Raw genomic sequence first — 25,392 nt, 5'->3', positions numbered from 1 at the left:
ACCTGAATTAAGAATAATTAACAGTCCAATTAAAATAAAATAGTTCGTACGCCCTAATGCCCCCTCCATTTATCGGCGCAATCGTTTTCGTGATCTCTACAGGTAGTTTATTGATTTTCGGACTTTTTTGTTTGAAATGAGATTTTATGTGTTTATGTCAGCAAAAACTGTGTTTAATGCTGAAATAAACATATAATTGATGCTATGAAAATATTATATAGTAGGCATGCGTACAAAATAAAAAAGAGCTGCTTCAAATCTGAAGCAGCTCTTTAAATATTTAATTTTGTATTTCAGGGATAAACTTAATATCCTGGGTTTTGAGGGAAAGCACTTGCATTTCCTTCCGCTCTGTCAATTTGATTTTGCGGAATTGGTCTCAATGTGTGAAAATCTTGAATATTTGTAGCGGCTTGAGAAGGATTATATGCCTTCACTCGCTCTACCAAGATTCCCCATCTTTTTAGATCTAACCATCTAGTTTGCTCACCGATAAGTTCTCTAGCTCTTTCTTCTGTGATAAACTCAAAAGTTAGCTCAGAAGCAGAGATTTCCATTTCAGATTCCTTACCTGGGAAGGCAGCTCTTCTTCTTACAGTATTGATGTTCTCCGTAGCCAGATCCATTTTTCCTTGTCTAAATTGAGCCTCAGCAAGAAGCAAATAAGTATCTGCTAAGCGCATGGCGATATAATCACGTCCACCTTCAAACTGCGTACGATCTGCACGTCCCGGATCCAATTGCTTTTTCACAGAAGGAAATAGACGTTCAGTGTAAAGTTCAGGAGTCATTACCTGATATGGGTATTTAGCTCTTTCGGCAGCTGACATATTGTATCCTGGCAGCCACATAGTAGTATCTCCTTGCTCAAAGGTGACAGTAGCTTTGGAGTTATCGAAAGTAGTATTATAAGTACCAGGTCGATTGGATAAGAAATGATCCACATAGGTTTTTTTATACCTTGAGTCATTTTCCCTATCAGCAAAGATAGTGTTCAATGTGTAATCCGTTGATTTATATCGCTTAAACGGTCTACCATTCTCCGTATCTCTCTGCATTCCCGGTTGTACATCATATTCCATTAGGAAGAAAACATGTGAGTTGTTACCTCCACCATTGGTCAAAGGATCATAAGTGTATTGAGTTGACCAGATGACTTCAGTGTTGATTTCGTTTCCAAAAGCATACACGTTGCCAAAATCAGGAAGCAGCGCTAATCCGTAATTGTCTATGACACTTTGAAGTAAAGGCTCAGCTTTAGAATAATCTGCTGCTTCACCAGCTTCCGAAGTAGCTTTGGTAATATAGACTCTTCCGAGTAAATGCTCTGCAGCAGCCCGGGTAGCTCTTCCGTAGTCAGCTGATTGTGCACTAGCTTCCAAATTTGGAATAGCTGATTCTAAATCAGAAATGATAGCGGAATAAACTGCTTCTACAGATGATCGAGTTACTTCTTTAGTAGGCACGGACGTTTCTGAAAGCTGAAGATCGACACCTCCAAATAACTGCACCAAAATAAAATAATGATGCGCTCTGATGAATTTAGCTTCAGAAACTCGCTGATCAATCAATTCCTGAGATATACCAGTGAGGTTCACAGATCTATCGATCACTGCATTACAGGTGTTTATTCCAGCATAAAAACCATCCCATACTTCACGAGCATGACCATTCTGGGAATCAAACTGATTGGTATAGGTATTCATAAACTTCCAGGAACCATCAGCACCATTGGTGAAGAGGTCGGTTCCAAAGATTGTGAAGTTATTACCTCGCTCAGTCCCATACCATAAGCGCATAGAACTATATGCCGCATTAATTCCATCGTTCATGCCTTTAGGAGTGTTCAGGTAATCATTACCAATTCGCGCAGTGACATCTTCTTCGAGAAAACCGTCACAGGAAACTGCTGCCGAAAGTCCAAGTATTAGGGCTGTTGATTTAGCCCAGTATTTTATATTTATAGCTAATTTTTTCATTGTTGATTAGAATTTAGCGTTAATACCAAAAGTGAAAGAAGTAACAGCAGGGGATACATTTGCATTAACTGCACCACCACCTACACCTTGCTCACCATCTAAATACACCTCAGGGTCAATCCCCTTGTGCTCAGATCGGTAATTGGCAAAAATAAATGGCTGCTGGATACTTGTGTAAATTCTCAAATGAGTCATGCCAATTTTCTTTGCAGCCTCAGGTGTAAAATTGTATCCGAAATTGATGTTTCTTATCTTAATAAAGGTACCATCAAAGTACTCCATAGAACTTGCATATTTCGCGCTCTCCTGATTTACGTTTGGTCTTGGATAGGCATTAGTAGGATTGTCAGGAGTCCAATAATCAATATCCAAGTTATTGTATCTACCTGCTAGAGAGTTGTTACCTGTGTGAAACTGAGATTCAATCATGTATCCGAACCTACCATAAATGAAGAATGACAAATCGAAGCCTTTGTAGTTAAATCTATTTGTGAATCCTAAAGCAAAATCAGGTACTGCAGAACCTAAGAATTGTCTATCATCTGAGTTTATTACACCATCTCCATTGTAGTCTTCAACTTTGATTTCTCCAGGAACACCTCCGTAAGAAGTCGCTTCATCTAACTCATCCAGTTGCCAGATCCCTATTTTCTTATAATCATAGAAAATAGTCAAAGGCTGCCCAATGAATCTACCGGCAGAGATATCATCACCATTTGGTAGAGAGATGATTTCCTCTGTGTTTTTGGTGAAAACAATATCAGAAGACCATATGAAGCTTCCTTTCTCAATGTTCAATGTAGAAAGAGTAAGTTCTATACCTCTGTTTTGAGTTTCACCGATATTAGTGGTGAATCCACCAAATCCAATTGAGTTTGGAAGTGGCTGAGGGGCCAATAGATCACTAGTATTAGTGATGTAGTACTCTAAAGAACCAAAAATTCTACTTTTCCATATGGCAAAATCCAAACCTAAGTTAAGGGTAGTTGATGTTTCCCATCTTAAATCCGGGTTACCAATTGTACCTGGTCCATAACCAAAAGCAGCAGTATTATCATAAGCATAACTAGTTCTACCCAATAAGGCCTGTGTCTGGTAAGGACTAATTGCTTGATTACCTATGGAACCGTAGGATGCTCTTAACTTCAGTTGATCTATAGAAGAGTTTTGCATAAATCCTTCTGAGTGAATATTCCAACCCACTGCAACAGAAGGGAAATAAGCAAAACGGTTGTTTTCTCCAAATCGAGAACTACCATCTGCTCTTAATGTACCGGTAATCAGGTATTTGTTTTTGAAGTCATAGTTGATTCTCCCCATGAATGACATCAGAGACCATTCTACCAAGTTTGTATTCGCTCCCGTGATTTGCGAAGCATCACCAAGTCTATGATATAACTGACTTTCAGCAGGAATCCCAAGTACAGAAATGGTGCTTTGTTCAAATTTATCCTTTTGGATAGATTGAAGAGCTGTGACGTTCAGATTGTGATCCTCATTGAAGGTCTTGTTGAAAGTCAAGATATTCTCTAAGGTGTAGTTGAATGTGAACCTATCATCTACGCTACCAGTTGGTGCACCACCACGTCTTGAATTAGTCTGTGATCCTGTAAATCTACCAGCTCTACTAATGGTGATATCGGGTCCAAATACCATTCTATAGCTAAGACTAGGAAGGATGTCCCACTGTGCAAAAATACTGTTAAAAATTCTGTAGTTCTTCGTCAAATCCTCTTGTGCGCCATCTACTATTTCTGCATATGGATTAGTTCTCAAACCATCAGAAGTAGGGAGGAAGATCAAGTTTCCTTCATCGTCATAAGGCTTACCAAGTGGGTTTTCTGCTAAAGCCCCACCAAGAGGATTGAAGTTCTCTCCATTTCTCTCACTATAGGATACTAATGTGGAAACACCAAATTTGATGTTTTTGCTAATCTGATGGTCAATATTTGCTCTAAATGTATAGCGAGTATAATCCTGATTGATTATAACCCCCTCATCTTTGAAGTAGTTACCGGATACGAAGAAGGTGGTCTTGTCGCTACCTCCACTTACACCAAGCTGGTAACTCTGAATAGATCCATTTCGAGTAAGTCCATCAACATAATCCGATGTTCTACCTTGTGCAATACCATCTAGCTCGATTGGCTCAAAAAGCGCCTCATCAGCTTCTGGTGTTGCAGGTCCTGCAGGGTATTCTCCTGAAGTACGTCGGGACTCCCTTTTGTATTCTGCAAACTCAGGACCATTGAGCACGTCAATTCTACCTAGAGATTTATTGATACCATAATAAGCATCAAGGGAGACTACAGTTTTGCCTACAGTTCCTCTTTTGGTAGTGATCAATACTACTCCATTAGATCCTCTAGAACCATAAATAGCTGTTGCGGAAGCATCTTTCAATACTTCCATGGAAGTGATATCCTGAGGGTTGATATCATCGATTCCTCCAGCAAGTGGAATACCATCCACTACATAAAGAGGTTCGTTCGATGCGTTAAATGATCTTCTACCCCTGATTCTTACCTGAGGAGAGGCTCCTGGTTTAGATCCTGCTTGTGTTACATCGACACCAGCAGCTCGTCCTTGAAGTGCTTGTCTTGCATCTTTGATCGGTAATTCTTGAATTTCCTTTGATCCTACCGAAGAAATTGCACCGGTCAACTGACTCTTTTTGGCTGTACCGTATCCGACTACGACGACTTCTTCAAGATCATCAATGTCTGGAGTTAAATTGACATCAATTACGCTTTGGTTACCGACTACCTTCTCTAATGGATTGTAACCAATAAAAGAGAAAGTAAGAGTACCACCCGCTGGACTTGTAATGGCGTACTTGCCATCTAAGTCAGAAGTGGTTCCAGTTGTAGTTCCTTTTACGAGTACGGTTGCACCTGGTAAGGGCTGCCCAGTCTCATCGTAAATAGTACCTTTCACTTGTACATCTTGGGCATAGCCATTCGAAATGGATATCAGCAGCAAGAATAGTACACTTAGATAGGTGTAAAATTTTGGCTTCATAATTTTGGGTTTTGTTAATAAAATTTGTTTTGGGAATGATATTCAAAACCTTGCGCAAATGTATAAGCGCAATTCAGAATATATTACCGTGCATTAAGGTATAACAATAGATAATATTTCGAAAGCATATTGAAATCTAATTTACGAAATCGATTGCGCAGTTGAGCGGTTAGATTATAAGTTATTTGGTGATAATATGCCTTGATTGGTATTTAAGCGGTGTTTTAGTGGGTTTTTATTTGCTCAAATTTGCTTTCATTCCTACTAAAATTCCTGAAAAGTTTCTTGAATTATCAAGTAAAAAGTAATCGGTAGTCCACAATTTATTTTTAGAAAATCTTAAAAAACTATTGGGAACCGTATATGTAAGCTCGAAAATATAGGGTATATGACCTAAAATAGAATAGACCAGCATATGCCGGTCTATTCTGTTATTTTACTATTTATAACAGTTATATAAAATTTAAGACGAATGCTTATATAGATTTATAAATTATTTAATGAAGCCCTTAGACCTTAGGAGGCTCCCAACCTTTTTCATAAGATCTTGTCCAAAGTGCAGAAGCCTTCTTGGAGTTCTTGATATGCCCATTGCTAGGATCGCAGGTCAGGTTTTCACCAGTTCTATAGCTGATGTTGGCAAGGTGACAAAGTAGCGTACTCACTGCACCTTCCTCGATATTTGAGTTTTGCTTTTCCAAGCCTCGAATAGCATTGAAGAAATTGACGATGTGTGTAGTACTCATATCACCACCACCACCAAGGGCAGTGCCAGCTTCATTACTTGAAGATTTACTGTTTTTGACTTCCTTTCCTCTTATGTCAAATTGCTTATACCCACCACGATCTACATAGACAGAACCTTCTGTGCCATAGATGATCGTTCCGCGATCAGAACCATAGGTTTTGTAGTTATTTCTACTTTTTCCGTCCCATTGAATCACGGAGCCATTACCAAACTTGAATGTGGCGTCCATAGTATCATACATTTCCCAGCCATCATCGGCAAAGTGTCTCTTATCTGCAGTAACTAGCACCTCAGACGGATAGTCTACTTGAAGTGCCCAACGAGCGACATCTAGTTCGTGAGTTGCATTATTGCCAGTTTCGGCTGTTCCATATTCCCAACCATACCAGTGCCAGTTGTAATCCCAAGTATCATGGGTATAGGCTTTTCTTGGCGCTGGCCCTTGGAACATGTCCCAGTCCAGTCCTGCAGGGGCAGGAGCTGCTACGGGATTAGGAACTGCACCACGGTTATTATTATAAAAGGCTTTTGCCATATAAGCTTTGCCGATCTCACCATTATGAATAGCAGCTATGATTTCACGACTTTCAGGAGCGGAGCGCTGCTGATTTCCCATTTGTACGACTTTGTCATACTTTTTTTGCAAAGCAATCAACAATTCGCCTTCATGAGGATTGTGGGAGCATGGTTTCTCTACATAGACGTGTTTGCCTCTTTCCAAAGCCAACCAGGTTCCTGGAGCATGCCAGTGGTCAGGTGTAGCGATGATCATGCAGTCCACTTCCTTGTCATCCATCACTTTCATGACATTCTGCTCTAGTTTGGGAGCATAGTCTATATGCTTCGCAAAATTCTTAGCAGCTTTTGGCATCTGAGATTCCATTGCATCGCAGAGATACATCAGGTTTACATTGCTGGATTTCAAGCCGATCGGCTCATAATAGGCTCCTAAACGTCTTCCTAGTCCTGCAATGGCAACATTCAAGCGTTCATTAGCACCTATAATTCTACCATAGGATTTTGCCGAGAAAGCGGCAGAACCCAAAGCTGTCAAGCCGAGAGTCGCAGCAGTAGATTTTTTGATAAAGTCTCTTCTGTTGTTGTTCATCTGTTTATGATTGATTTTGGGTATTTATTTTAACGACTTGATTTTGATATTTTTGAAACTCACCTCATCGCCGTGGTCTTGAAGGAGAATATGTCCTTCCTTAGCTTCGCCAAAGTTGTCCCATTTCGCATACTTACTGATTGCGACCAAGTCTCGGAATTCCTTTGAGCCTCTTTCGTATTCTACTACTTTCACTCCATTAAGGTAATGCGCTACATTATTGTCTGGAGTTACTACTACACGTCCTTTGTTCCATTCTCCCACAGGTTTGATGAATCTGCCTTGCTTGTTTGCTTTGATTAGGTCGTAAAGAGAAGCCATGGTACGGTTGCCATCTCTGCCCATTTTGGCATCAGGATGATTGGCGTCATCTAGCACTTGGAATTCTAGACCAATTGCAGAGCCTTTATTTCCCTCAGACAATGTCACAAAATACTTCACGCCAGAATTTGCTCCTTCTGTCAATCTAAATTCGAATGCCAAGTCAAATGCTGAAAATTGTTCTGTGGTAACGATATCACCAGCATTGGTCGACTCACTTCCGTCTGTAGCAGCTATTGTCAAAATTCCATCATTGATAGACCAACCTGATTCAGGGAAATTTTCCTTGTATGCACCTTTCCATCCATCTGAATTTTGACCGTTGAAAAGCAGCTTCCATCCATTGTTTTTCTCATAAGCGGTGAGTGAATTTAGGCTATTGTTTACTACAAAAATATCTGTGTTAAATGCTTTTGGTTCAAGGTTTTCAGTCTGGATTTTCACATTTTTAAATGAAGTCTTTCTTCCAGCATCCTTTGCATCTCGTATCCCATGAACTTGAAGTCCGATAAAGCCAGTTTTGTCCATATCGTCAACTACATAAGCTACTTCCTGACCATTCACCCAGGTTTTGATTTCATTACCTATTGCTTCGATTCTGTAGTGGTTGAATTCGCCCATTTTGAAAGCCGTTTTGGCAGCTGGGTTAAGATCAAGTGGATATAACCATCCTCTTCTTGCTTCATCATAAACTCCTCCAGACCATGCTCTGTCGGATGGGTCAGCTTCGATTTGGTAGCCAAAGACTAAGCCCTTGCCATCTCTAGCAGCAGGATCAAACTGACCTCTTGCCATTACACCAGAATTGCTTGAAAGGTGTTCTATCTTCAAATCAAGTTCTAAGATGAAATCACCATAAGTTTCTTCGGTAATTAGGAAAGTGTTGGGCGATCCGGCGACAGATGTTCCTTGGATCACTCCGTCCACCACTTCAAATGTGGCTGTGCCAGCTACGGGCTTCCATCCGCTGAGATCCTTACCATTGAATAGATTAGTCCATCCATCCTCAGCTTTTTGAGCACTAGTGCAGCCAGCGAAGACGAGAGAGGTGATTATTACCGCGATTAGATTACGGGTGTATTTCATAGTGATGAGGTATTATTGTTCCATATAAAATTCAAGATTTAGTAGCAGTGCAGCAAACTCAATCAGGTTAAGTTACGCAATCGTTTGCGAGTTTCGTGCAGAAATAGAGATGATTTAAGCTGTCCGAAACGTGCTAAGAATATTCATTTCTTCGAATGACTTTATGTAGTGCTCGATTTATTACTTTTGCGCATGCTTGATTTCAACCTCAAAGGAAAAGTTTTTATAACCTGTAAGGATCGCTCGGTTTCTTACTTGGAAAAGGAAGTTCGAGAACTCGGATATGTGCCGGAAGCAGTCACGAGGACTGGGATAGAATTAAGAGCAACCATGGAAGAATGCATGGATCTTAATCTCTACCTACGCACTGCCTCACAGGTTTTGTATGAAATCAAATCTTTCTACCTCAGAAATGCAGACGATATCTACCGCAGATTCAAAGCTATCCCTTGGGAAGATTACTTAGATGTGGATGGTTATTTCTCTGTCAATTCCGTAGCAGAAAATGAAAGTATCACTACTCCGCTGATTGTCAATGTGAAAGTCAAAGATGCTATTGTCGATCGTTTTCGCGAGTTGAAAGGAAGAAGACCTGATTCTGGCTCGGATTTCAATGGCTTGGTTTTTCAGGTGTACTGGAAAGAAACCCAGTGCATTGTTTATATCAATACTTCTGGTGATACACTCGCTAAACATGGTTACCGCAAGATCCCAGGAAAAGCTCCAATGATGGAAGCGCTGGCTGCAGCGACTATTTATGCTACAGAATGGAACACTCGAGTGCCTTTTATCAATCCTATGTGTGGTTCGGGGACTCTGGCCATCGAAGCTGCCCTTATGGCAACTAAGCGATACCCGGGACTATATAGAGATCATTATTCTTTCCAGCACATTTTGGGTTATGATGAGCAAGCATTTTTGGCCAAGAAAAAGAAGCTGGAAAGCAAAATCATGGAATTGCCGGATCTGAAGATTATAGCTTCTGATATTTCTCTTCAGGCAATTTCTTTTGCGCAGGAGAATGCGATCACGGCAGGAGTGGATCATATGATCGAATTTCATGTTTGTGATTTCGCCGAAACAGAAATCCCAGAAAAACCACGAGGAGTGATCATGTTCAATCCAGAATATGGAGAAAGGCTAGGGGAGAACGATGAATTGGAAATCACCTACAAGCGAATGGGAGACTTCCTCAAACAGAAATGTGCTGGATATAGGGGCTACATTTTTACCGGGAATCTTGAGTTAGCCAAAAAGATTGGATTAAAAGCGAATCGGAGGATAGAATTCTGGAACGGTACAATTGATTGCCGCTTGCTGAAGTACGATTTGTACGAAGGAAAAAAAGAAGAGTAAATTCATAAAGCTGAAGTCAGAAGTCTGAAAATTTCTAACTTTTGACTTCAGCTTTTAAACTTCTACTGGTGTTCCTCTCTCAAGAGATCATTCACAGTTTTTACAGGATTGAAGGTGATTAGTGGCACTTCCACGAAGATGGTATTCCATCCTGCCATAGCACCATTCCAAAGACCTGGTAATTCCAGCGCCTTAAGATCTTTACCACTTTTGGACTTCTCTGTGATAAAACCTGTCATCATATCCCGAAACTCAAGTAGGTCAAAGGATTCTCCATTATAATTTCTAGTTGCACAGACCAAATCAACAGGGTTGAAGTGTGTAGCCGCATTGAAATGTTCTTGTGATGCAGGATGGTTCAAATCTATCTGGGCAGTTTCCAAAATCTGTAGCGATTGGGAACCGTCAGCTTCTTTCACCCAGAAAGGTCCACCGCCTGGTTCCCCTGTGTTTTTCACCATTCCGCATACACGCATAGGTCTATTGAGTTTGGCCTTAAGGAAAGCGCCCTGTTCTTCGATAGATTTGGAATCAAAATCCTCAGGTAATTTTCCGCCTATATCCTGCGTAAATACATTTTCTGCCCGGCTTACAGAATGCTTGTCAATGGATTTATCTAATCCCTTCAAAGCAGCAAATACTTTTTCCTGAGCCTCCAAAAGCAATCCGCCAATGGCCATTTTATATTTTTTGGTTTCCTCTTTCAATCTATCAGGAACCACATTATCCACGTTTTTGATAAAGATCAGGTCCGCTGAGACATCGTTTAAGTTTTCCAGCAATGCCCCGTGACCTGCAGGACGGAATAAGATGCTACCATCTTCTTCGGTAAATGGCGTGTTGTTGGTATTAACTGCGATAGTATCGGTAGATTTCTTCTGCTGTGAATAGCTGATATCGAAATTGACACCAAATTGTTTTTCGATTCCTGGAAGAATCTTTTCTATTTCCTCTTTGAATTTGTCGCTGTGCTCAGGCGAAACAGTAAAGTGAATTTTCACTATAGACCCTTTTCCAATAGCATATTGAACCCCTTCGATAAGGTGCTCATAGGCAGGGGTTCTTCTATTGTCCGTATAGCGATGGAATTTCAACAACCCCTTGGGCAAGTTGCCGTAACCAAGGCCTTCATCCAAAAGCAAAGCGGCCAAAATGCTCTTATAATCTTTGGTGTCCAGCGCATGGTAGATACTGCTTTCTTGACTTCCTAGTGCCTTATTCAGATCCTCATAGAAAGCGAACTTCTCAATATTGTTCATGAATTTCTGAACAAAAGCTGATTTGCTGATATCTCCATCACCTTCTAGAAAAGCGAAAAGATCCTTGAACATTCGAGATGCGGCACCGCTGGCAGGGACAAATTTCAAAACTTCCACCTCAGAAGCCTTGGCTGGATAGGTAGTCAGGAAATGTTTCAAGTCCTTATCATCCAATACTTTGATTCCATCCCCTGGAGTAGCGGGAGCGGTGATGTTTAGAAAAGGAAAGCCGTTTTCGAAATGTTCAATTTGCTGAGCTACGGTTTCAGGGTTCATTCCCTGCTCCAAAATTTGGTCTTTTAAGCGAGTGTCCATGTGGTTTATTGTCAATGTAAAAGTGTAAGATAATAGGCTTTGCGGCTTTCCTCAAGCTGGAACTGGGATTTTTTTTGAAAGATCGCTCAGCAGGATGAAATTATCATAAACGGCCTATTCATTCCTGTGACTCGCACTACAGCATGGCCTAGCTCAAAACTGGAATTTGAATTTTTGATGAGGATTTTTTTGTGCCAAAATAGCAATTGCTTCTTCGGATAGCTGAAGGATGCGAGGATAGCCACCTGTGACTTGTGCGTCCTTCATAAGTACTAGTAATTTACCCCCAGAGGTGAGCTGAACAGTGCCAGGGAAGACTGGAGCAGTTTCCATTTCCGGAAGAGAATTGGGAAGTAATTCTGCTAATTGGATAGCCATTCTATTTTTGAGCTCAGAGAAAGTGAATTCCATAGATTCGATGAGCTCTCTATTTTCCATATTTAGCAAATCCCATTCAGGACCAGGATATACTTTTATGCGTCGTTCCTGAGCCCAAACGAAATCCCATTTTACCTTAGAAGCAGTATAGCATGATGGTGAGTGATTGGTGAAATAGGGGATTAGATCTCCCTTTTTTGCATAATCAGAACTAGTGACCCCCATGTACCAACTCCTGGAATTCATGATTTTTTCAGATTGAAAGCCTTTTTTGATTCCCAAATAAAGTATAGATCCTTCCTGAAATGCACCAATTTCTAAGTGATCATTTGCTCGGATTTCTTGAATTCCTGCACTGGAAATAACTTGGCCATTTAACTTAACAGCTGTTTTTGCTCCAGCGAAGCAAATCTCTGTAGCCGAGTCAAATTTGATTTTCAATCCAGGTTGGCAGATCTCTAATACAGCAGCATCAATATGATTGCGCAAGAGATGATTGACCCAGCGATAGGATTGAGAATCTAAGGCTCCCGAATGTGGAACTCCATACTGAGCAAAACCAGTTCGTCCTTCATCTTGGATGGAAGTGCCTGGGCCAGTTTTCACTATTTTCAAATAACCAGTTGCTTGAATCATCTGAATTTTGGCTTATGTGGATGCCTAGTCAACCGGTCAAATTCTAGCTTGCTGATCGGAAGAAATTCTATTCGCTCTCCAGGACTTGCGAAAACTGGATTGTCTTGGCTAGGATCAAAAAGTGCAAGGGGAGTCTGCCCGATCAAATGCCAGCCACCTGGACTGGAAGATGGATAAATCCCAGTTTGTGAGCCGCCGATGGCAATTGAGCCGACTGGAACAGAGCGATCAGGAATGCTTTTTCTTGATGCGTATAATGCTTCTGGCAGTCCATTCAAATACATGAATCCAGGTAAAAATCCGAAAAAATGAAGTCGATAAAGCGTTTGTGAATGTATGGTGATAAGTTCTTCTGGCCTGATGTTTTTATGCTTTGCTAATGTTTCTAGATCTCGCCCAGTTTCGTCAGAGTAGCAAACTGGGATTTGCCAAATTCTAGCTGGAAGTGCCTTTAGGGATAGCTCTGAACTAATGGCTTTTAACCAAGCTTCAATCTCGGAAGTTTCAACTCGCTTGGAAAGGAGTATTGCAAGGGTTTTGAAGCCCATCCTAAGCTCAGAGATCTCTGTAGAAAAGTCTTCCTGAAGCTTAGCCTTAAAGCTTAATTGATGCTGAAGCAATACATCCGAGATTGCCGCTTCCCATTCAAACTCGCAGATCTCTTGGGAGATTCGTTTTAAAATAGGCTTCATTTCCAGAATCTTTTTCTAATAGCAGGCAAAAAATCTCCAATGCCAGGATTGTCACCATGGAAGCAAATAGTATTAGCATTCAATTGTAATCTTTTCCCGGAATCTGAGATAAAATACCCTTGCTCCAGCAAAGTTTGGAGATGGGCTGAAATCTCTGGTTCAGTAGTCATATGAGAACCAAAGACTGATCTGGGCATCAGCTGATAATTGTCCAAATATCTTCGGTCTCCGAAAACCTCCATCTTAATGGATAATTCTTTCTCAGTCAGAAACTTTTCCAACTGGGAATGTGGAGGTGCAAAGATCGGCGTATTGTGAAAATAGGTGGCGATAAAATCACTGAGGCTGTCTGCGAGATCTGGATTTGCGGCGACATCATTATATAAAGCTCCATGGAATTTGATATGATCCATCGACATTTCAGCTTTTTCTGCCAATTGCTCAAACTTCAGGATTTGAATCAAAATGGACTTCTTTAGCTCTTTGCCAGAGATTTTCATCGTTTTGCGACCGAAGTTTTTCTGATCAGGATAGGAGGGATGAGCACCGATTTTTTTCCTGAACTCCTTAGCCAATGCTATGCTTTCGTTCATTGTGTTTTCATCACCGAAATGCCCACCACAAGCTATACTTGCTCTATCGATCAAAGGAAAGAGTTGATGTTCATTTGGGATTCCTTCACCTAAATCACAGTTTATTTCTGGCAGTTGCTTCATTGTAAGGGGAAAAATGGACTAAATTCTAAAATACAAAATGTCATCTAAGTCATCGAGCTTTTACTACAACTTATTGTAATACTTAATCAGTTCGTTCAGTTGCTTGTAGTCTAGTTTGCCTTTACCTAGTTTGAGATGATGAATAATGGCAAGTGCTTTCTTCATTCTACTTTCTGGATTTTTGACTTTGTTGACGGTATAGACCATCATGCGCTGTTGTCCAGGAGGAAGTTTTTTGAAATGCATGGCACCTTCTTCATCTTGATCCATCAGGACTTGGAGTTCCTCTGGCATCTCGTGGCCATACTCACTATGATCACGATCTATTTTTATTGGGAAAGTATGTTTCTCATCCAACTTGAATCGAGACCTGAGTTCCTGATTGACCAAGACGTACCAATAGTCTTTGGCTTTCATCAGTGCCATATGGAAGGGCCCTTCATCTTTGATCCAAATCAAGACTCTACGATTCTTATCATCCATCATTTGAGATGATATTTCCTTTGAAATAGGAATATGGTATTGCCAGTGGTTAAACTCGAATGCAGCTAATTTTCCTTGGAATTCGATCATTACTAGTCTTTTGTTGGCCTGATTATTAGTTCGGTTTCACATCTTCCTGGCTCAATCAAATAGGACTGCCTACTCTCATTGTCATAGCTTAGGAAGTAATCAATCACTCCGGGCTCAGAAAGTATATTCATTTTGGCAGTCAAATTAACCAGAGGTGTATGAGTACCTGTGTAGCAAATTGCATCAGATGCTTCAAGTAGAAAAAGGGATTAGTTATTAAGGTTCTTACTAATGGGCTTGAAGATATTTAAGGTAAAAAAAATCCCTTCAAAAGCTAAATTTGAAGGGATCTGAAATTAGATGAGTAGCACAGTATTAATTCTGAAGATTGAAGGAAATCAGAAATGAAGTGCCTTTTCCAACCTCACTTTTTACTCGAATAGAACCTCCGTGGCTCAGGATTATGTTTTGGGTATTGGTAAGCCCAAGACCTGATCCAGTAGATTTGCTTGTAAAGAATGGCTCAAATAGGCGTTCTATATTTTCTTTTGGAATGCCCTCTCCGTTATCCTTGATCTCAATTCTACAATGGTTATTCCTTATACTTGTTTTCAGGATTAGCTTCCCTGTCTTTTCTGGCATTGCTTCTATCGCATTCACGATCAGATTGATCAAGGCAATTTTTATTTTTTCACCATCTACATGAATATCACAAATATCTGTTTGGTACTGCTTGACGATTGTTATCCCTTTGAACTCAATTCTATCTTGAACCTGCTCCAAAGATTCATCCAGTAAGCTGTTGATGCTATGAGATTTGGCATCCAGTTCAGTGAATCTTGTGCTGTCCAGCAACTGAGTGACGAGGTGGTTGATGCGATCACAATTCCTACGAATTACATCTATCAAATCCCCACTTTCAGCGCGCACATCTGCGGGAAGTTCCAAGTTTAATTGATCTGCGGAAAGTAAAATGGTTGTCAATGGGTTTTTGACCTCATGAGCCAGAAGCCTTGCTATTCTCCCCGTAGATGAAAATTTCTTCAAGTTGAGCTCTTCCTCTTCTTTGGCCTTGATGGCGCTTAGGTCCTTGATCAAAACCTGATAAATATTTACATCCTGCTTTACAATATTTATTAGGCTGTTGATGGTATGTCCATGGTTTACCGTCATCAGAGCTTCCATATCATAAAGCTCCTGACCTTTGAAAAACAAATTTTCCAGCTCTTGAGCTGAGCTTACTTCAGGCAATAGGTCTTTGAAGAAGAAGCTTTTGTCGGAGCTGGGATCGTACGCCTTATGGCCAAACTTTTTAAGAAAAGCAGGGTTAGCTTCCAGGATCTTTCCTTCATCATTCATCAAGAGAAATGGATCCGATGCCAGTTCGAAAATTGATCGGAATTTGACCGCAGCACTTGCAAGTGACTCCATCAACTGGGCATCGCGGATGGCGTATCTTAGTGTTCTATCCAGCGTGTGCGCATCAAATTCACCTTTTACCAAGTAATCAGATGCACCATAAGTTAGCGCTTCTCGGTCAATAGATCCAGTGCTCATGCCTGTGAGCATGATTACTGGAACATGTTTGTTGAGTGATTTTATTTCTTGAATTAGCTCCAGCCCAGTATCCTTGCCCAGTCTGTAATCTACTAGGAAGACATCGAAGTTCTGATCCAGCTTTGGGATAGCTTCTTCGAGGCTGGTGGCCCCTTCTAACTCATAGGTAGTATCGGCGATTTTTTTCAGTAGACTGGAAACCAGATAGAAATCATCGGGGTCATCATCTACGTATAATATTCTTATTGTATTTGTACTAATCATACTTTTTTACTCTGGCAACAAGACTGTTTTTGACCAGTAATTTTCTATTTCTTCAGTTACTTTTACTAGCTCCTCAAAAGATCCTGGCTTAGTGATAAAGCTGCTGGACCCCATTTTATAAGTGATCTGAATGTCATCAGCACTATTTGAAGTAGTGAAAATTATCACAGGTATGGATTTCAGATCGTCAATACTTTTTATTTCAGCAAGTGCTTCTCTGCCATCTTTGCGTGGCATATTGAGATCTAGCAGGATAATGTCCGGTTTAGGGTATTTCTCCAGATCGTTGTAAGGAGGATCTCGCTTCAAATATTTGAGCAGAGCCTCACCATCTTCCACGCAGGTGACTTTTTCCTTAGGCAAAGTCCTTTCGAATGCCTTTAGGATTAATAATTTATCGTCTTCGTCATCTTCTGCGACTAGGATCTGGATGGGTTTCTCGAAGGACATGAGCATATAGTCTGTGACGAACAAGGGTTGAATTGTGCTGAAAAGATAAGCACGATTTTATTAATTAAATATACTCTTTTATTTTCTGATCCATAGGCCGTTATTTTTGGATCACTGGCAATATGATATTGAATATTGATCCCTGATCTTTTTGACTTTCGGCGAATATTACTCCGCCATTTTTCTCTATTATTTTTCGGGCGATAGAAAGGCCAATTCCAGTTCCCTCATATTCTTTCTTGCCATGTAACCTTTGGAAGATGGAGAAGATTCTATCTGCATGTTCCTTATTAAAGCCTATCCCGTTGTCTGATACTTTAATTAAATGGTAGCTTTTAGAGGTATCAAGTGTTGGGAATTTATGGATGAGTTCTTGATTTGCTTTCTCAGAATTGATGGTAACAACTGGATTAAGATTTGGTTTAGAAAATTTCAGAGAATTTGAAATTAAATTTTGAAACACCTGGCGAAATTCTGTTTCTGAGCCTTTTACCTTAGGCAATTTACCTAGAGATATCGCCGCTGATTTTTCCTGGATGGCTATTTCATAGTCCTCTATAATCTCAGAAATGGTTTTCGATAGTTTAACAGTTTTTATATTTTCATTGTCAATTTTACCTGCTCTACTGTATTCCAATAAATCAGTTATTAATCGCCTCATTCGAACTGCTGAAGCCGTGATTCTATTTAAATATAAATCTCCATCACCTTCTAGTTTATCTTTGTATTGCTCATTGAGCAGATCTGAGAAAGCTGTGATTTTGCGTAGAGGTTCCTGCAAATCATGAGAAGCGACATAGGCAAATTGCTCCAATTCCTTATTTGAGTCATCAAGGAGTTTGATTTGATCTCTGAGTTTTTGCTGAAACAAGGTGATTTTTTCATGTGCCGCAAGCTGCGCCTTGTTGTATTGGTAAATCGAGAAAAAGGTCACAAGTCCGATAGTAATAGAGAAAACCGAAATAAGTCCAACTATAAAGGGTAAGGCGTTTATGTTATTGAACAAGCTCTGATTGGTTTTTTGGAAAAGTTTGTTCTCTACATCATTGATCCGTAAAACGACTTCCTTGATCATTTTATAGCCAATCAAAGCGTTATTTACTTTGTTAGGATCTATAAAGCCTTCTAGATTACCATTTGTCTCCATATAGGCTATGGAAGCATCAAATGTCCTTACTCTAGAATTTATAAGCCCTCTAAGCTCTTCAATGTTGTTTTGCTGCTGACCATTATTCATTGTCAGTGCTTGTAGCTGAGTCAAAAGACGTTCAGCATCCACATTAGATTGATTGTAATGGCTCAAAAACTCTGGGTTTCCAGTCAGTACATATCCTCTGATATTGGTTTCCCTTTCAAGAATACTTGAATATAGTTCTCCCGTTCGCTGAAGAACATCGGAAGTATGCATCACCCCAGTGGTATAATATTCTATACGATCTGCAGTCCAATAGGAAACAGCAGATCCTATAATAATTAGGACAAGCGTTACGATCGAGTAGATTTTGACTTGACGTATGGATGGGTTTTGTTCGTTTTTCATTTGGATATTTCCCCCACATGGGGAATTAATTACTCGTTAAGTTTGTGTTTACTAGTAGCAACTTGGTGCTTAAATAGATTTAAAGGCTTATATGACCTGATTAACCCTGCTTTTGATGATTTGTTAAAATAGGGCATGCCTGTTGAACTAACAGATATAAATTAATCAAACAACCTAAACACCAAAACTATGAGTTCTTTATTGTATTTCATCGCAGTAATTCTTTTGATCGGCTGGCTAGTCGGAGTATTCGCCTATAGCGCAGGAGGATTGATTCATGTATTATTAGTATTAGCTGTCATCGCTGTGCTATTCAGATTGATTTCTGGGCGAGGCGTCTAGTTTCGCATAGTGGAAATCTAAGCATTGAATTTTGAAACTCTAAACCAACCAAGCCATGAATATTACAGAAATAAAAGGAAATTGGAACGTTCTCAAAGGTAAATTGAAACAACAGTACGGTGAACTAACCGAAGACGATTTGACTTTTGCAGAAGGTAAGGAAGATGAACTTTGGGGTCGCCTACAGAAAAAAGTGGGCAAGACCAAAGAAGAGATCCTCGAGGAAATTAATGGAATCTGAAACTCAACTCTAACAGTTACAACTACAAACACAATGAATAAATCAGCAATAAACAAAACCCTTTGGCTCAGCGGACTAGTAACAGGCGCAATGGTAGGAGCATATCTTTATAAGAACAAGGATGATTTTGGACCTCAAAAAGAAAAGTTGAATAACTTATTGGGAGATTTCCAAACTATCATTGGCGACTTGAAGACCAAGCTATTGGAAGTGAAATCAGAAGGCCTGGAAGCTACTAAAACAGCACTCCAGTCTGCCAAAGAAAAAGTAGATAAAGTGAAATAGAAATAGGTTTAGAATTTTGAAAAGGTGTGGCCTTTAGCTGCACCTTTTCTTACATAACCTCAGATATTTGAATAACCCAACTTATGAAAAATGTATCCCTGTCTTGACCAGAGTAGATAACCATGTGATGAAGAATAATCGAATCCTTGTAATAGATGATGAACCTGAAATCAGAGCACTTTTATCTAGGTTCCTAGGAAGAATTGGTTTCTCAGTATTGGCAGCAGGCACACTGAAAGAGGGTAGAAAAATGTTCAATGAATCCCAACCTGAATTAGTCTTTTTGGATGTAAACCTTCCTGATGGTAATGGCTTGAACGAACTCAAGTATATCAATTCAGGAAAGCTGAAGTCCAAAGTGATCATGATGAGTGCCTTTGATCATAATGAAGTGAAAATGGAAGCAATCCAAAATGGAGCTTTAGACTTCCTTAGTAAACCATTCAATATTGCGCGACTGGATCAGGTAGTCCAGAGTCAATTATTAAACTCAAACAACACCAAGTAAATCATGGCTAAGATTCTCGTAATTGATGATAATATAGATATCTGTCAACTTCTGGAGCGATTTCTCACTAAGAAGGGCTACGATGTAGAAACTACAATTTCAGGAAAAAACGGCCTGGATATGGTCAAAAAAACATTTTTCGACCTTATTTTCTGTGACTTCAAGTTGCGGGATATGGAAGGTAGAGATGTGCTGATGAAGGTAAGAGAGATGTCTCCTGGTACGCAAGTGGCGATAATTACAGGTTATGCCGATGTGAAAATTGCAGTGGAAGTGATAAAAAATGGCGCATTTGACTATGTGACCAAACCACTGATTCCAGATGAAATAATCAACCTGATAGAAAGGGCATTAGCCGCATCCAAAGCCAGCAAATCCAAATCTCAAACTTTCACAAAGGCTACTCAACTCAAAAAAGAAACTGATACCGAAAGCCAAAAGGCTGACTCCAAGTACCTAAAAGGTACAGGAGCAGAGTCAAAAAAATTGTACAAGGAAGTAGCCTTAGTAGCACCGACTAGCCTAAGCGTCGTGATCTACGGAGAAAGTGGAGCAGGTAAGGAAAATATAGCTCGAACTATACATGATCAAAGTGAGCGTGCAGGAAAACCATTTATCGCGGTGGATTGTGGCGCATTGACTAAAGAGCTAGCAGGAAGTGAGCTTTGGGGGCATGAAAAAGGATCTTTTACCGGAGCTCTGACAGAGAAGCCTGGGCAATTTGAATTGGCTGATGGAGGTACAATCTTTTTAGATGAAATCTCTAATCTATCTTACGAAACTCAGGTTGGACTACTCAGATTGGTTCAGGAGCGAAAGCTAAGAAGAATCGGAGGAACTAAGGATAAATCCATTGATGTGAGAATTCTGGTAGCTTCCAATGAAGACTTGAGAAAGGCTGTCTCTGAAGGGAAGTTTAGAGAAGATCTGTATTTTAGATTCAATGAATTTAGTATCACTGTTCCGCCTTTAAGGAATAGAAAGGCGGATATTGAAGCATTTGCTTACCATTTCTTGGAGCTTTCCAATGCCGAATTGAATAAGAAAGTATTTGGCTTTGAGGAGCAGGTGATGGATGTACTAAAAGAATATCCATGGCCAGGTAACTTGCGAGAGATGCTCAATGTAATCCGTAGAGCAACACTTCTGACCGATGGAGGCAAGATGTCAGTTTCGGCACTTCCACCAGAAATCGTTTATTCACAGAAATTTAATTTCACGGATTCAGACTCTGACAAGTCAGAAAATAGAGCAAGTAAAATGCCTTTGAATCTAAAAAATGCTGCTGCTGAAGCTGAAGCTGAGGTATTGAAAAAAGTCCTTGAAGAAGTCAAATACAATAGAACTCAAGCTGCCAAACAATTAGGCATAGATCGCAAAACACTCTTCAATAAAATGAAGCAGTACGATTTGTAGAAAAGTTGCACTTACCTTAATCCGGACCTAGTTCCGGATTTTTTTATGCCCTTTTTTGGGTGATAATTGCTCAATCAACTCAGCTCATTAGCTATACAGCTATACCTAAAACCCAAATATTTAGATTCCTAAATAACCAATAACCAACAACCAACAACGAATAACGAATAACCAACACCCATTATCAACTCCTCCCTCCAAAAATAGCCGAGCCAATCCTCACCATCGTACTTCCTTCTTCCTGAGCGATCAGGTAATCACCACTCATTCCCATAGAGATATCTGTTAATTGGATGAATTCTGGAAGCGCTTGAGCTTTCAGTTCATCGAAAAGTGTTTTGAGGCTTTTGAATTCTTTTCTTACCTGATCTATATTTTCGGTAAAAGTAGCCATGCCCATTAGCCCTTTGATCTTTACATGTGTTAGGCTCTTAAAGTCAGTATTGTTCAGCATCTCATTCAATTCATTTTGGTCAAAACCGAACTTGGTTTCTTCTTCAGCTATGTGCATTTGCAGCAGCACATTAATCTTTCTATCAAGCTTTTTTCCTTGTTTATTGATTTCTCTGAGAAGCTTGAAAGAATCCACTCCATGGATCAGATAGACGAAGGGAGCGATGTATTTGACCTTATTGCTTTGTAAGTGACCGATCATGTGCCAGTTGACATCACTGGGCATTTCGGGTTGTTTAGCCTGAAGTTCCTGTACTTTGTTCTCTCCAAAATCACGAATTCCTGCCGCGTAAGCCACTTTTAGATCCTCGAGTGGTTTGGTTTTGCTTACTGCTACCAGTTGGCAATCTTGATTTAAGAATGTTTTTTTTACTTCTTGAAGGTTGGCTTTGATGTCCATTTTCTATTTTTATGCTTTACTTTTTCCAAAATGCCTAAAACAAAGATATGGCGATCATTAGTACTTTGCTAAAAAAAGGCATTCGCCTGAGAGAGAGTCTGGAACAAGAGTACTCTCATCCATTGGAACTCCAACGTCAGGAATTGAAGAAATTGTTGATTCAAGCATCTGGAACAGAGATTGGTAAAAAGTATGATTTCCCTGCTATTCTCAAAGGTTTTCGGCGGGGAGAAGATGAGTTTTATGATCGATACAAAAATCAGGTTCCGATATACGATTACGACAGCATTCATGCAGAATGGTGGTTCAAACTACTAAAAGGAATACCTAATGTCACCTGGCCGGGTCCGGTCAGATATTTTGCGCTGAGCAGTGGGACTTCAGGCGCTACTTCCAAGTTCATTCCTATTACTAATGATATGGTGAAAGCCATTCGTAAAACTGGTGTGCGTCAGATTCTTTCGCTATCCAAATATGACTTGCCTGCCTCGCTTTTGACCAAAGGGATTTTGATGCTAGGCGGTAGTACCGATTTGGATTTTAATGGCACCTATTTCTCTGGAGATCTGAGTGGTATTACTACAGGTCGTTTACCTATTTGGTTTCAGCGCTTTTATAAGCCAGGCAAAAAGATTTCTCGAAGTAAAAACTGGGGAGATAAACTAGATCAGATCGTGGAGAATGCTCAGGCTTGGGATATTGGGATTATCGTTGGAGTTCCTGCTTGGCTTCAGATTTTGATAGAAAAAATCATTGAAAGATATCAGGTGTCTAATATCCATGAGATCTGGCCAAACCTTCAGATTTTCGTGCATGGAGGAGTTTCCTTTGAGCCCTATAGGAAAGGCTTTGAGAAGCTCTTGGGCAAGCCGATTTTGTACTTGGAAACTTATTTAGCTTCAGAGGGATTTCTGGCATTTCAAGCTTTGCCCAATCGTAAATCCATGCGTCTGGTATTAAACAATGGTATTTTCCATGAGTTTGTGCCTTTCACTGATGATAATTTTGATGAAGAAGGAAATATTCGGGCAGATGCAAATACGCTGAAAATAGATGAGATAGAAGAGGGAAAGGATTATGCGTTGCTGATCAGTACCTGCGCAGGAGCCTGGAGGTATTTGATAGGGGATGTCATTCGCTTTGTGTCCAAGGAAGAATCAGAAATTATAATTACCGGTAGAACTAAGCATTTTTTGAGTCTTTGTGGAGAGCACCTTTCGGTGGACAATATGAACAAAGCCATCGAGCTGACAGCTGAGGAGCATGATCTGAATATCCGTGAATTCACCGTGCTAGGTGTTCCTCATGGTACTTTGTTTGCTCACCACTGGTTTATAGGTTCGGCTGATACCATCTCACCATCTGTTTTGAAAAAATCAATTGATGCACATTTGAAGGTGACCAATGATGATTATGCTGTAGAGCGAAACCATGCCTTGAAGGAAGTGAAAGTGACACTTTTACCATCTTCTTTATTTTATGATTGGATGCGAGAGCAAGGTAAAGAAGGGGGACAGAATAAATTCCCAAGAGTGCTCAAGGGAGATAAGGCGGCAAGCTGGCAGGAATTTCTGGTCAAAAATGGCATAGAGCTGTGAGCCAAGCCTTACTGGAAGGTATAAGTATGGGCCTATTGCTTTCGGCGATGATTGGCCCAGTGTTTTTTACTTTAATCCAAAGTAGTCTGGAGAACGGGTTTCGCTATGCAGCGATGGTTGCTTTGGGGATTTTGACCTCTGATACACTCTACGTACTGCTTACTTTTTTCGGAATCAAATTCCTAGCCGAGGCTACTTATTTTGAATCAGTTTTGGGATATGTAGGTGGGGCTATTTTGATCGGATTTGGGATAAGCTATCTGGTGAAAAGGCAAACCGCTAAACCTGAAGCTAATGTAGAAGGAGAGCGTAGAGCTAAGAAACGAAGTGCTTTTTTGAAGGGTTTTTCTATCAATGGCATCAATCCATTTGTGTTACTCTTTTGGATTTCAATAGCTAGCTTGGTGCATCTCAAGGAATCATTTAGATCTCTGGATGTATGGCTTTATTACTCAGGAATTCTAATTACAGTATTCTGCATAGATTTGACAAAAGCCTATATCGCAAAGAAACTAGCTCAGTTTGTTACTCCTAAGTTTATGTTTTGGCTAAACAAGGCAGTAGGCTTGGCCATGATAGGTTTTGGACTTCGCTTAGTATGGTTTGCAATGTCGCACTGATTTCAATGGAAATCCAATAGACCTAGGTAAACGCAGAGCTTATTTTAAGTGCTAAGATTTTTAGTTCGTTACCATTCTTTCAGTAAGTAGTAAGGATGATTCTTGCCAATTTATTCATCGCTGATTACAAATGAAAAATTGCCGCTTTGGCAGAAGCAACCTAACTTGAACAGGCATTCCAACTCTTAAAAAACGACGCAAAAAAAATCCCTCCAGTTTCACCAGAGGGATTTGTATGTATTAGAACTTACTGAGATTAGTCAGCAAGGTATTTTACAACTGGAGTATAATCCATGTCAAAAGCTTCTGCTACTGCCTGATATACAATATCACCGTTGATTATATTTAAGCCTAGTGCCAGTTCAGGGTTATCCTGAGCTGCTTTTTTCCAGCCTTTGTTTGCCAATTGAATAGCATAAGGAAGGGTAGCATTGGTCAGAGCCAAGGTAGAAGTGTAAGGTACCGCTCCTGGCATATTGGCTACGCAATAGTGAACCACATCATCAATTACAAAAGTAGGGTCTTGGTGAGTAGTTGGCTTACATGTTTCGATACATCCACCTTGATCTACTGCTACGTCCACTAGTACTGTACCCGGAAGCATTTCTTTTAGCATATCACGAGTGATCAGGTTAGGAGCTTTTGCTCCAGGGATCAACACGGCACCAATAATTAAATCGTGATTCTGAATCAGTTTTCTAATGTTGAATTCATTAGACATCATTGTATTTACATTGGCAGGCATTACATCCGCCAAGTAGCGCAAACGTGGAAGATTGAGATCCATGATCGTTACATCTGCTCCAAGTCCTGCAGCCATCCATGCAGCCTGAGTACCAACGATACCGCCACCTAGAATCAATACTTTGGCAGGAAGTACACCTGGTACGCCTCCAAGAAGAATACCTCTTCCTCCAAGTGGTTTTTCCAAGTAATTAGCGCCTTTTTGCACAGCCATTCTACCAGCTACTTCAGACATAGGGATCAAAAGAGGAAGACTTTTATCAGCTTTTTCTACAGTCTCATATGCTAGACATACAGACTTGCTTTCTACCATTGCTTTAGTCAAAGGCTCATAAGAAGCAAAGTGGAAATAAGTGAACATCAATTGATTTTCTTTGATCAATTTGTATTCTGCCTCGATAGGCTCTTTCACCTTCATAATCATCTCAGCGATTTCGTAGGTCGCTTCGATCGTGGGTAGGATAGAAGCACCAGCTTCTACGTACATCTCATCAGGGAAGCCTGAACCTTCACCCGCAGTATGCTGAATGTACACGTTATGACCTCTTTTTACCAATTCTTGTGCACCGGCAGGGGTAAGGGCTACACGGTTTTCGTTGTTTTTGATTTCCTTTGGAACGCCTATGATCATGTCTTATTTATTTGGATTTAGATATATTCGTTCGCAAAGATAATATGCGGTTTGCTATCTATTCGTACATAAGCGAATAGTATTTGGTATGCTTTTGAAAATAGAGATAATTCAAAATATTATTCTTTTATTTTATCAAATAATTATGAAAATTTTAAATTTTGAATTTTAAGCATTGATAATTTTGAAATAGTATTTTGGCTAAATGCTTGGTC

Annotated in this window: 22 protein-coding genes; 8 read left to right on the top strand and 14 right to left on the bottom strand. The window is 40.1% G+C overall.

Annotated features, from left to right (window positions below; all coding sequences use genetic code 11):
* Positions 1 to 305: 305 nt before the first annotated feature.
* From LV85_RS07505 to LV85_RS07490, 4 genes are all read right to left on the bottom strand, one after another.
* Positions 306 to 1,979, bottom strand: coding sequence for a RagB/SusD family nutrient uptake outer membrane protein (locus LV85_RS07505; protein WP_111317776.1), 1,674 nt, complete (start codon positions 1,977 to 1,979; stop codon positions 306 to 308).
* A 6-nt stretch (positions 1,980 to 1,985) separates the two neighbouring features.
* A complete protein-coding gene (locus tag LV85_RS07500; protein WP_111317773.1) occupies positions 1,986 to 5,000 on the bottom strand; it encodes a SusC/RagA family TonB-linked outer membrane protein in 3,015 nt (1,004 codons plus the stop codon).
* Positions 5,001 to 5,509: 509 nt separating this feature from the next.
* Complete coding sequence (locus LV85_RS07495) at positions 5,510 to 6,856, bottom strand: Gfo/Idh/MocA family protein (RefSeq protein ID WP_111317770.1); 1,347 nt, start codon at positions 6,854 to 6,856, stop codon at positions 5,510 to 5,512.
* 24 nt (positions 6,857 to 6,880) lie between these two features.
* Positions 6,881 to 8,263 carry a 3-keto-disaccharide hydrolase gene (locus LV85_RS07490; RefSeq protein WP_111317767.1) on the bottom strand — a complete coding sequence of 461 codons (1,383 nt, stop codon included), beginning with the start codon at positions 8,261 to 8,263 and terminating at the stop codon, positions 6,881 to 6,883.
* A 192-nt stretch (positions 8,264 to 8,455) separates the two neighbouring features.
* Between LV85_RS07490 and LV85_RS07485 the strand changes: the two genes are divergently transcribed.
* The gene (locus tag LV85_RS07485; RefSeq protein WP_111317764.1) at positions 8,456 to 9,619 is read left to right on the top strand and encodes a THUMP domain-containing class I SAM-dependent RNA methyltransferase; all 1,164 of its coding nucleotides are present in this window, start codon (positions 8,456 to 8,458) and stop codon (positions 9,617 to 9,619) included.
* Positions 9,620 to 9,681: 62 nt separating this feature from the next.
* Here LV85_RS07485 and LV85_RS07480 read toward each other — a convergent pair whose 3' ends face one another.
* The 8 genes from LV85_RS07480 to LV85_RS07445 all read right to left on the bottom strand — a co-directional run bounded on the left by LV85_RS07480 (position 9,682) and on the right by LV85_RS07445 (position 17,939).
* Positions 9,682 to 11,193, bottom strand: a complete 1,512-nt coding sequence (locus LV85_RS07480; protein WP_111317761.1) for a DUF4301 family protein — start codon at positions 11,191 to 11,193, stop codon at positions 9,682 to 9,684.
* A 153-nt stretch (positions 11,194 to 11,346) separates the two neighbouring features.
* Positions 11,347 to 12,207 carry a 5-oxoprolinase subunit C family protein gene (locus tag LV85_RS07475; protein ID WP_111317758.1) on the bottom strand — a complete coding sequence of 287 codons (861 nt, stop codon included), beginning with the start codon at positions 12,205 to 12,207 and terminating at the stop codon, positions 11,347 to 11,349.
* Positions 12,204 to 12,899 carry a 5-oxoprolinase subunit PxpB gene (gene pxpB, locus LV85_RS07470; protein ID WP_111317755.1) on the bottom strand — a complete coding sequence of 232 codons (696 nt, stop codon included), beginning with the start codon at positions 12,897 to 12,899 and terminating at the stop codon, positions 12,204 to 12,206. The genes LV85_RS07475 and pxpB overlap by 4 nt, the downstream gene beginning before the upstream one ends.
* Positions 12,896 to 13,615 (bottom strand): LamB/YcsF family protein, encoded by a 720-nt coding sequence (locus tag LV85_RS07465; protein ID WP_111317753.1) that lies wholly within the window; start codon positions 13,613 to 13,615, stop codon positions 12,896 to 12,898. The genes pxpB and LV85_RS07465 overlap by 4 nt, the downstream gene beginning before the upstream one ends.
* Before the next feature lie 63 nt (positions 13,616 to 13,678).
* Entirely contained in the window at positions 13,679 to 14,188 is a 510-nt protein-coding gene (locus tag LV85_RS07460) for a YdeI/OmpD-associated family protein (RefSeq protein ID WP_111317750.1), read from the bottom strand.
* Positions 14,189 to 14,503: 315 nt separating this feature from the next.
* A complete protein-coding gene (locus LV85_RS07455) occupies positions 14,504 to 15,949 on the bottom strand; it encodes a hybrid sensor histidine kinase/response regulator (protein ID WP_245942201.1) in 1,446 nt (481 codons plus the stop codon).
* Positions 15,950 to 15,955: 6 nt separating this feature from the next.
* Complete coding sequence (locus tag LV85_RS07450; protein WP_111317917.1) at positions 15,956 to 16,399, bottom strand: response regulator; 444 nt, start codon at positions 16,397 to 16,399, stop codon at positions 15,956 to 15,958.
* Positions 16,400 to 16,499: 100 nt separating this feature from the next.
* Positions 16,500 to 17,939 carry a sensor histidine kinase gene (locus LV85_RS07445; protein WP_111317747.1) on the bottom strand — a complete coding sequence of 480 codons (1,440 nt, stop codon included), beginning with the start codon at positions 17,937 to 17,939 and terminating at the stop codon, positions 16,500 to 16,502.
* 189 nt (positions 17,940 to 18,128) lie between these two features.
* On the opposite strand from LV85_RS07445, the gene LV85_RS07440 reads away from it, so the two are divergent.
* From LV85_RS07440 to LV85_RS07420, 5 genes are all read left to right on the top strand, one after another.
* On the top strand, positions 18,129 to 18,281 hold the full coding sequence (locus tag LV85_RS07440) for a lmo0937 family membrane protein (protein ID WP_111317745.1): 153 nt from the start codon (positions 18,129 to 18,131) through the stop codon (positions 18,279 to 18,281).
* A gap of 55 nt (positions 18,282 to 18,336) precedes the next feature.
* Entirely contained in the window at positions 18,337 to 18,522 is a 186-nt protein-coding gene (locus tag LV85_RS07435; RefSeq protein WP_111317742.1) for a CsbD family protein, read from the top strand.
* A gap of 33 nt (positions 18,523 to 18,555) precedes the next feature.
* Positions 18,556 to 18,807 (top strand): hypothetical protein, encoded by a 252-nt coding sequence (locus LV85_RS07430; RefSeq protein ID WP_146260442.1) that lies wholly within the window; start codon positions 18,556 to 18,558, stop codon positions 18,805 to 18,807.
* Between the two features lie 67 nt (positions 18,808 to 18,874).
* Positions 18,875 to 19,315 carry a response regulator gene (locus LV85_RS07425; protein ID WP_111317737.1) on the top strand — a complete coding sequence of 147 codons (441 nt, stop codon included), beginning with the start codon at positions 18,875 to 18,877 and terminating at the stop codon, positions 19,313 to 19,315.
* A 3-nt stretch (positions 19,316 to 19,318) separates the two neighbouring features.
* Positions 19,319 to 20,731, top strand: a complete 1,413-nt coding sequence (locus tag LV85_RS07420) for a sigma-54-dependent transcriptional regulator (protein ID WP_111317733.1) — start codon at positions 19,319 to 19,321, stop codon at positions 20,729 to 20,731.
* Between the two features lie 184 nt (positions 20,732 to 20,915).
* On the opposite strand, the gene LV85_RS07415 is transcribed toward LV85_RS07420, so the two are convergent.
* The gene (locus tag LV85_RS07415) at positions 20,916 to 21,584 is read right to left on the bottom strand and encodes a YggS family pyridoxal phosphate-dependent enzyme (RefSeq protein WP_111317730.1); all 669 of its coding nucleotides are present in this window, start codon (positions 21,582 to 21,584) and stop codon (positions 20,916 to 20,918) included.
* 47 nt (positions 21,585 to 21,631) lie between these two features.
* Here LV85_RS07415 and LV85_RS07410 point away from each other — a divergent pair, with 47 nt between their 5' ends.
* Together LV85_RS07410 and LV85_RS07405 are read left to right on the top strand one after the other, a co-directional pair.
* Positions 21,632 to 23,182 (top strand): GH3 family domain-containing protein, encoded by a 1,551-nt coding sequence (locus tag LV85_RS07410; RefSeq protein WP_111317727.1) that lies wholly within the window; start codon positions 21,632 to 21,634, stop codon positions 23,180 to 23,182.
* On the top strand, positions 23,179 to 23,802 hold the full coding sequence (locus LV85_RS07405) for a LysE family translocator (RefSeq protein ID WP_111317724.1): 624 nt from the start codon (positions 23,179 to 23,181) through the stop codon (positions 23,800 to 23,802). Before LV85_RS07410 ends, LV85_RS07405 begins: the two co-directional genes overlap by 4 nt.
* 256 nt (positions 23,803 to 24,058) lie before the next feature.
* Here the strand turns inward: LV85_RS07405 and ald are convergent, their stop codons facing one another.
* Positions 24,059 to 25,177: an alanine dehydrogenase gene (gene ald, locus LV85_RS07400; RefSeq protein WP_111317722.1), complete on the bottom strand. Its 1,119-nt coding sequence runs from the start codon at positions 25,175 to 25,177 to the stop codon at positions 24,059 to 24,061.
* Positions 25,178 to 25,392 lie beyond the last annotated feature (215 nt).

This window comes from Algoriphagus chordae (assembly GCF_003254055.1).
Taxonomy (GTDB): Bacteria; Bacteroidota; Bacteroidia; order Cytophagales; family Cyclobacteriaceae; genus Algoriphagus; species Algoriphagus chordae.
The sequence above is the reverse complement of the archived record's forward strand: the minus strand, read 5'-3'. Positions and strand labels throughout refer to the sequence as shown.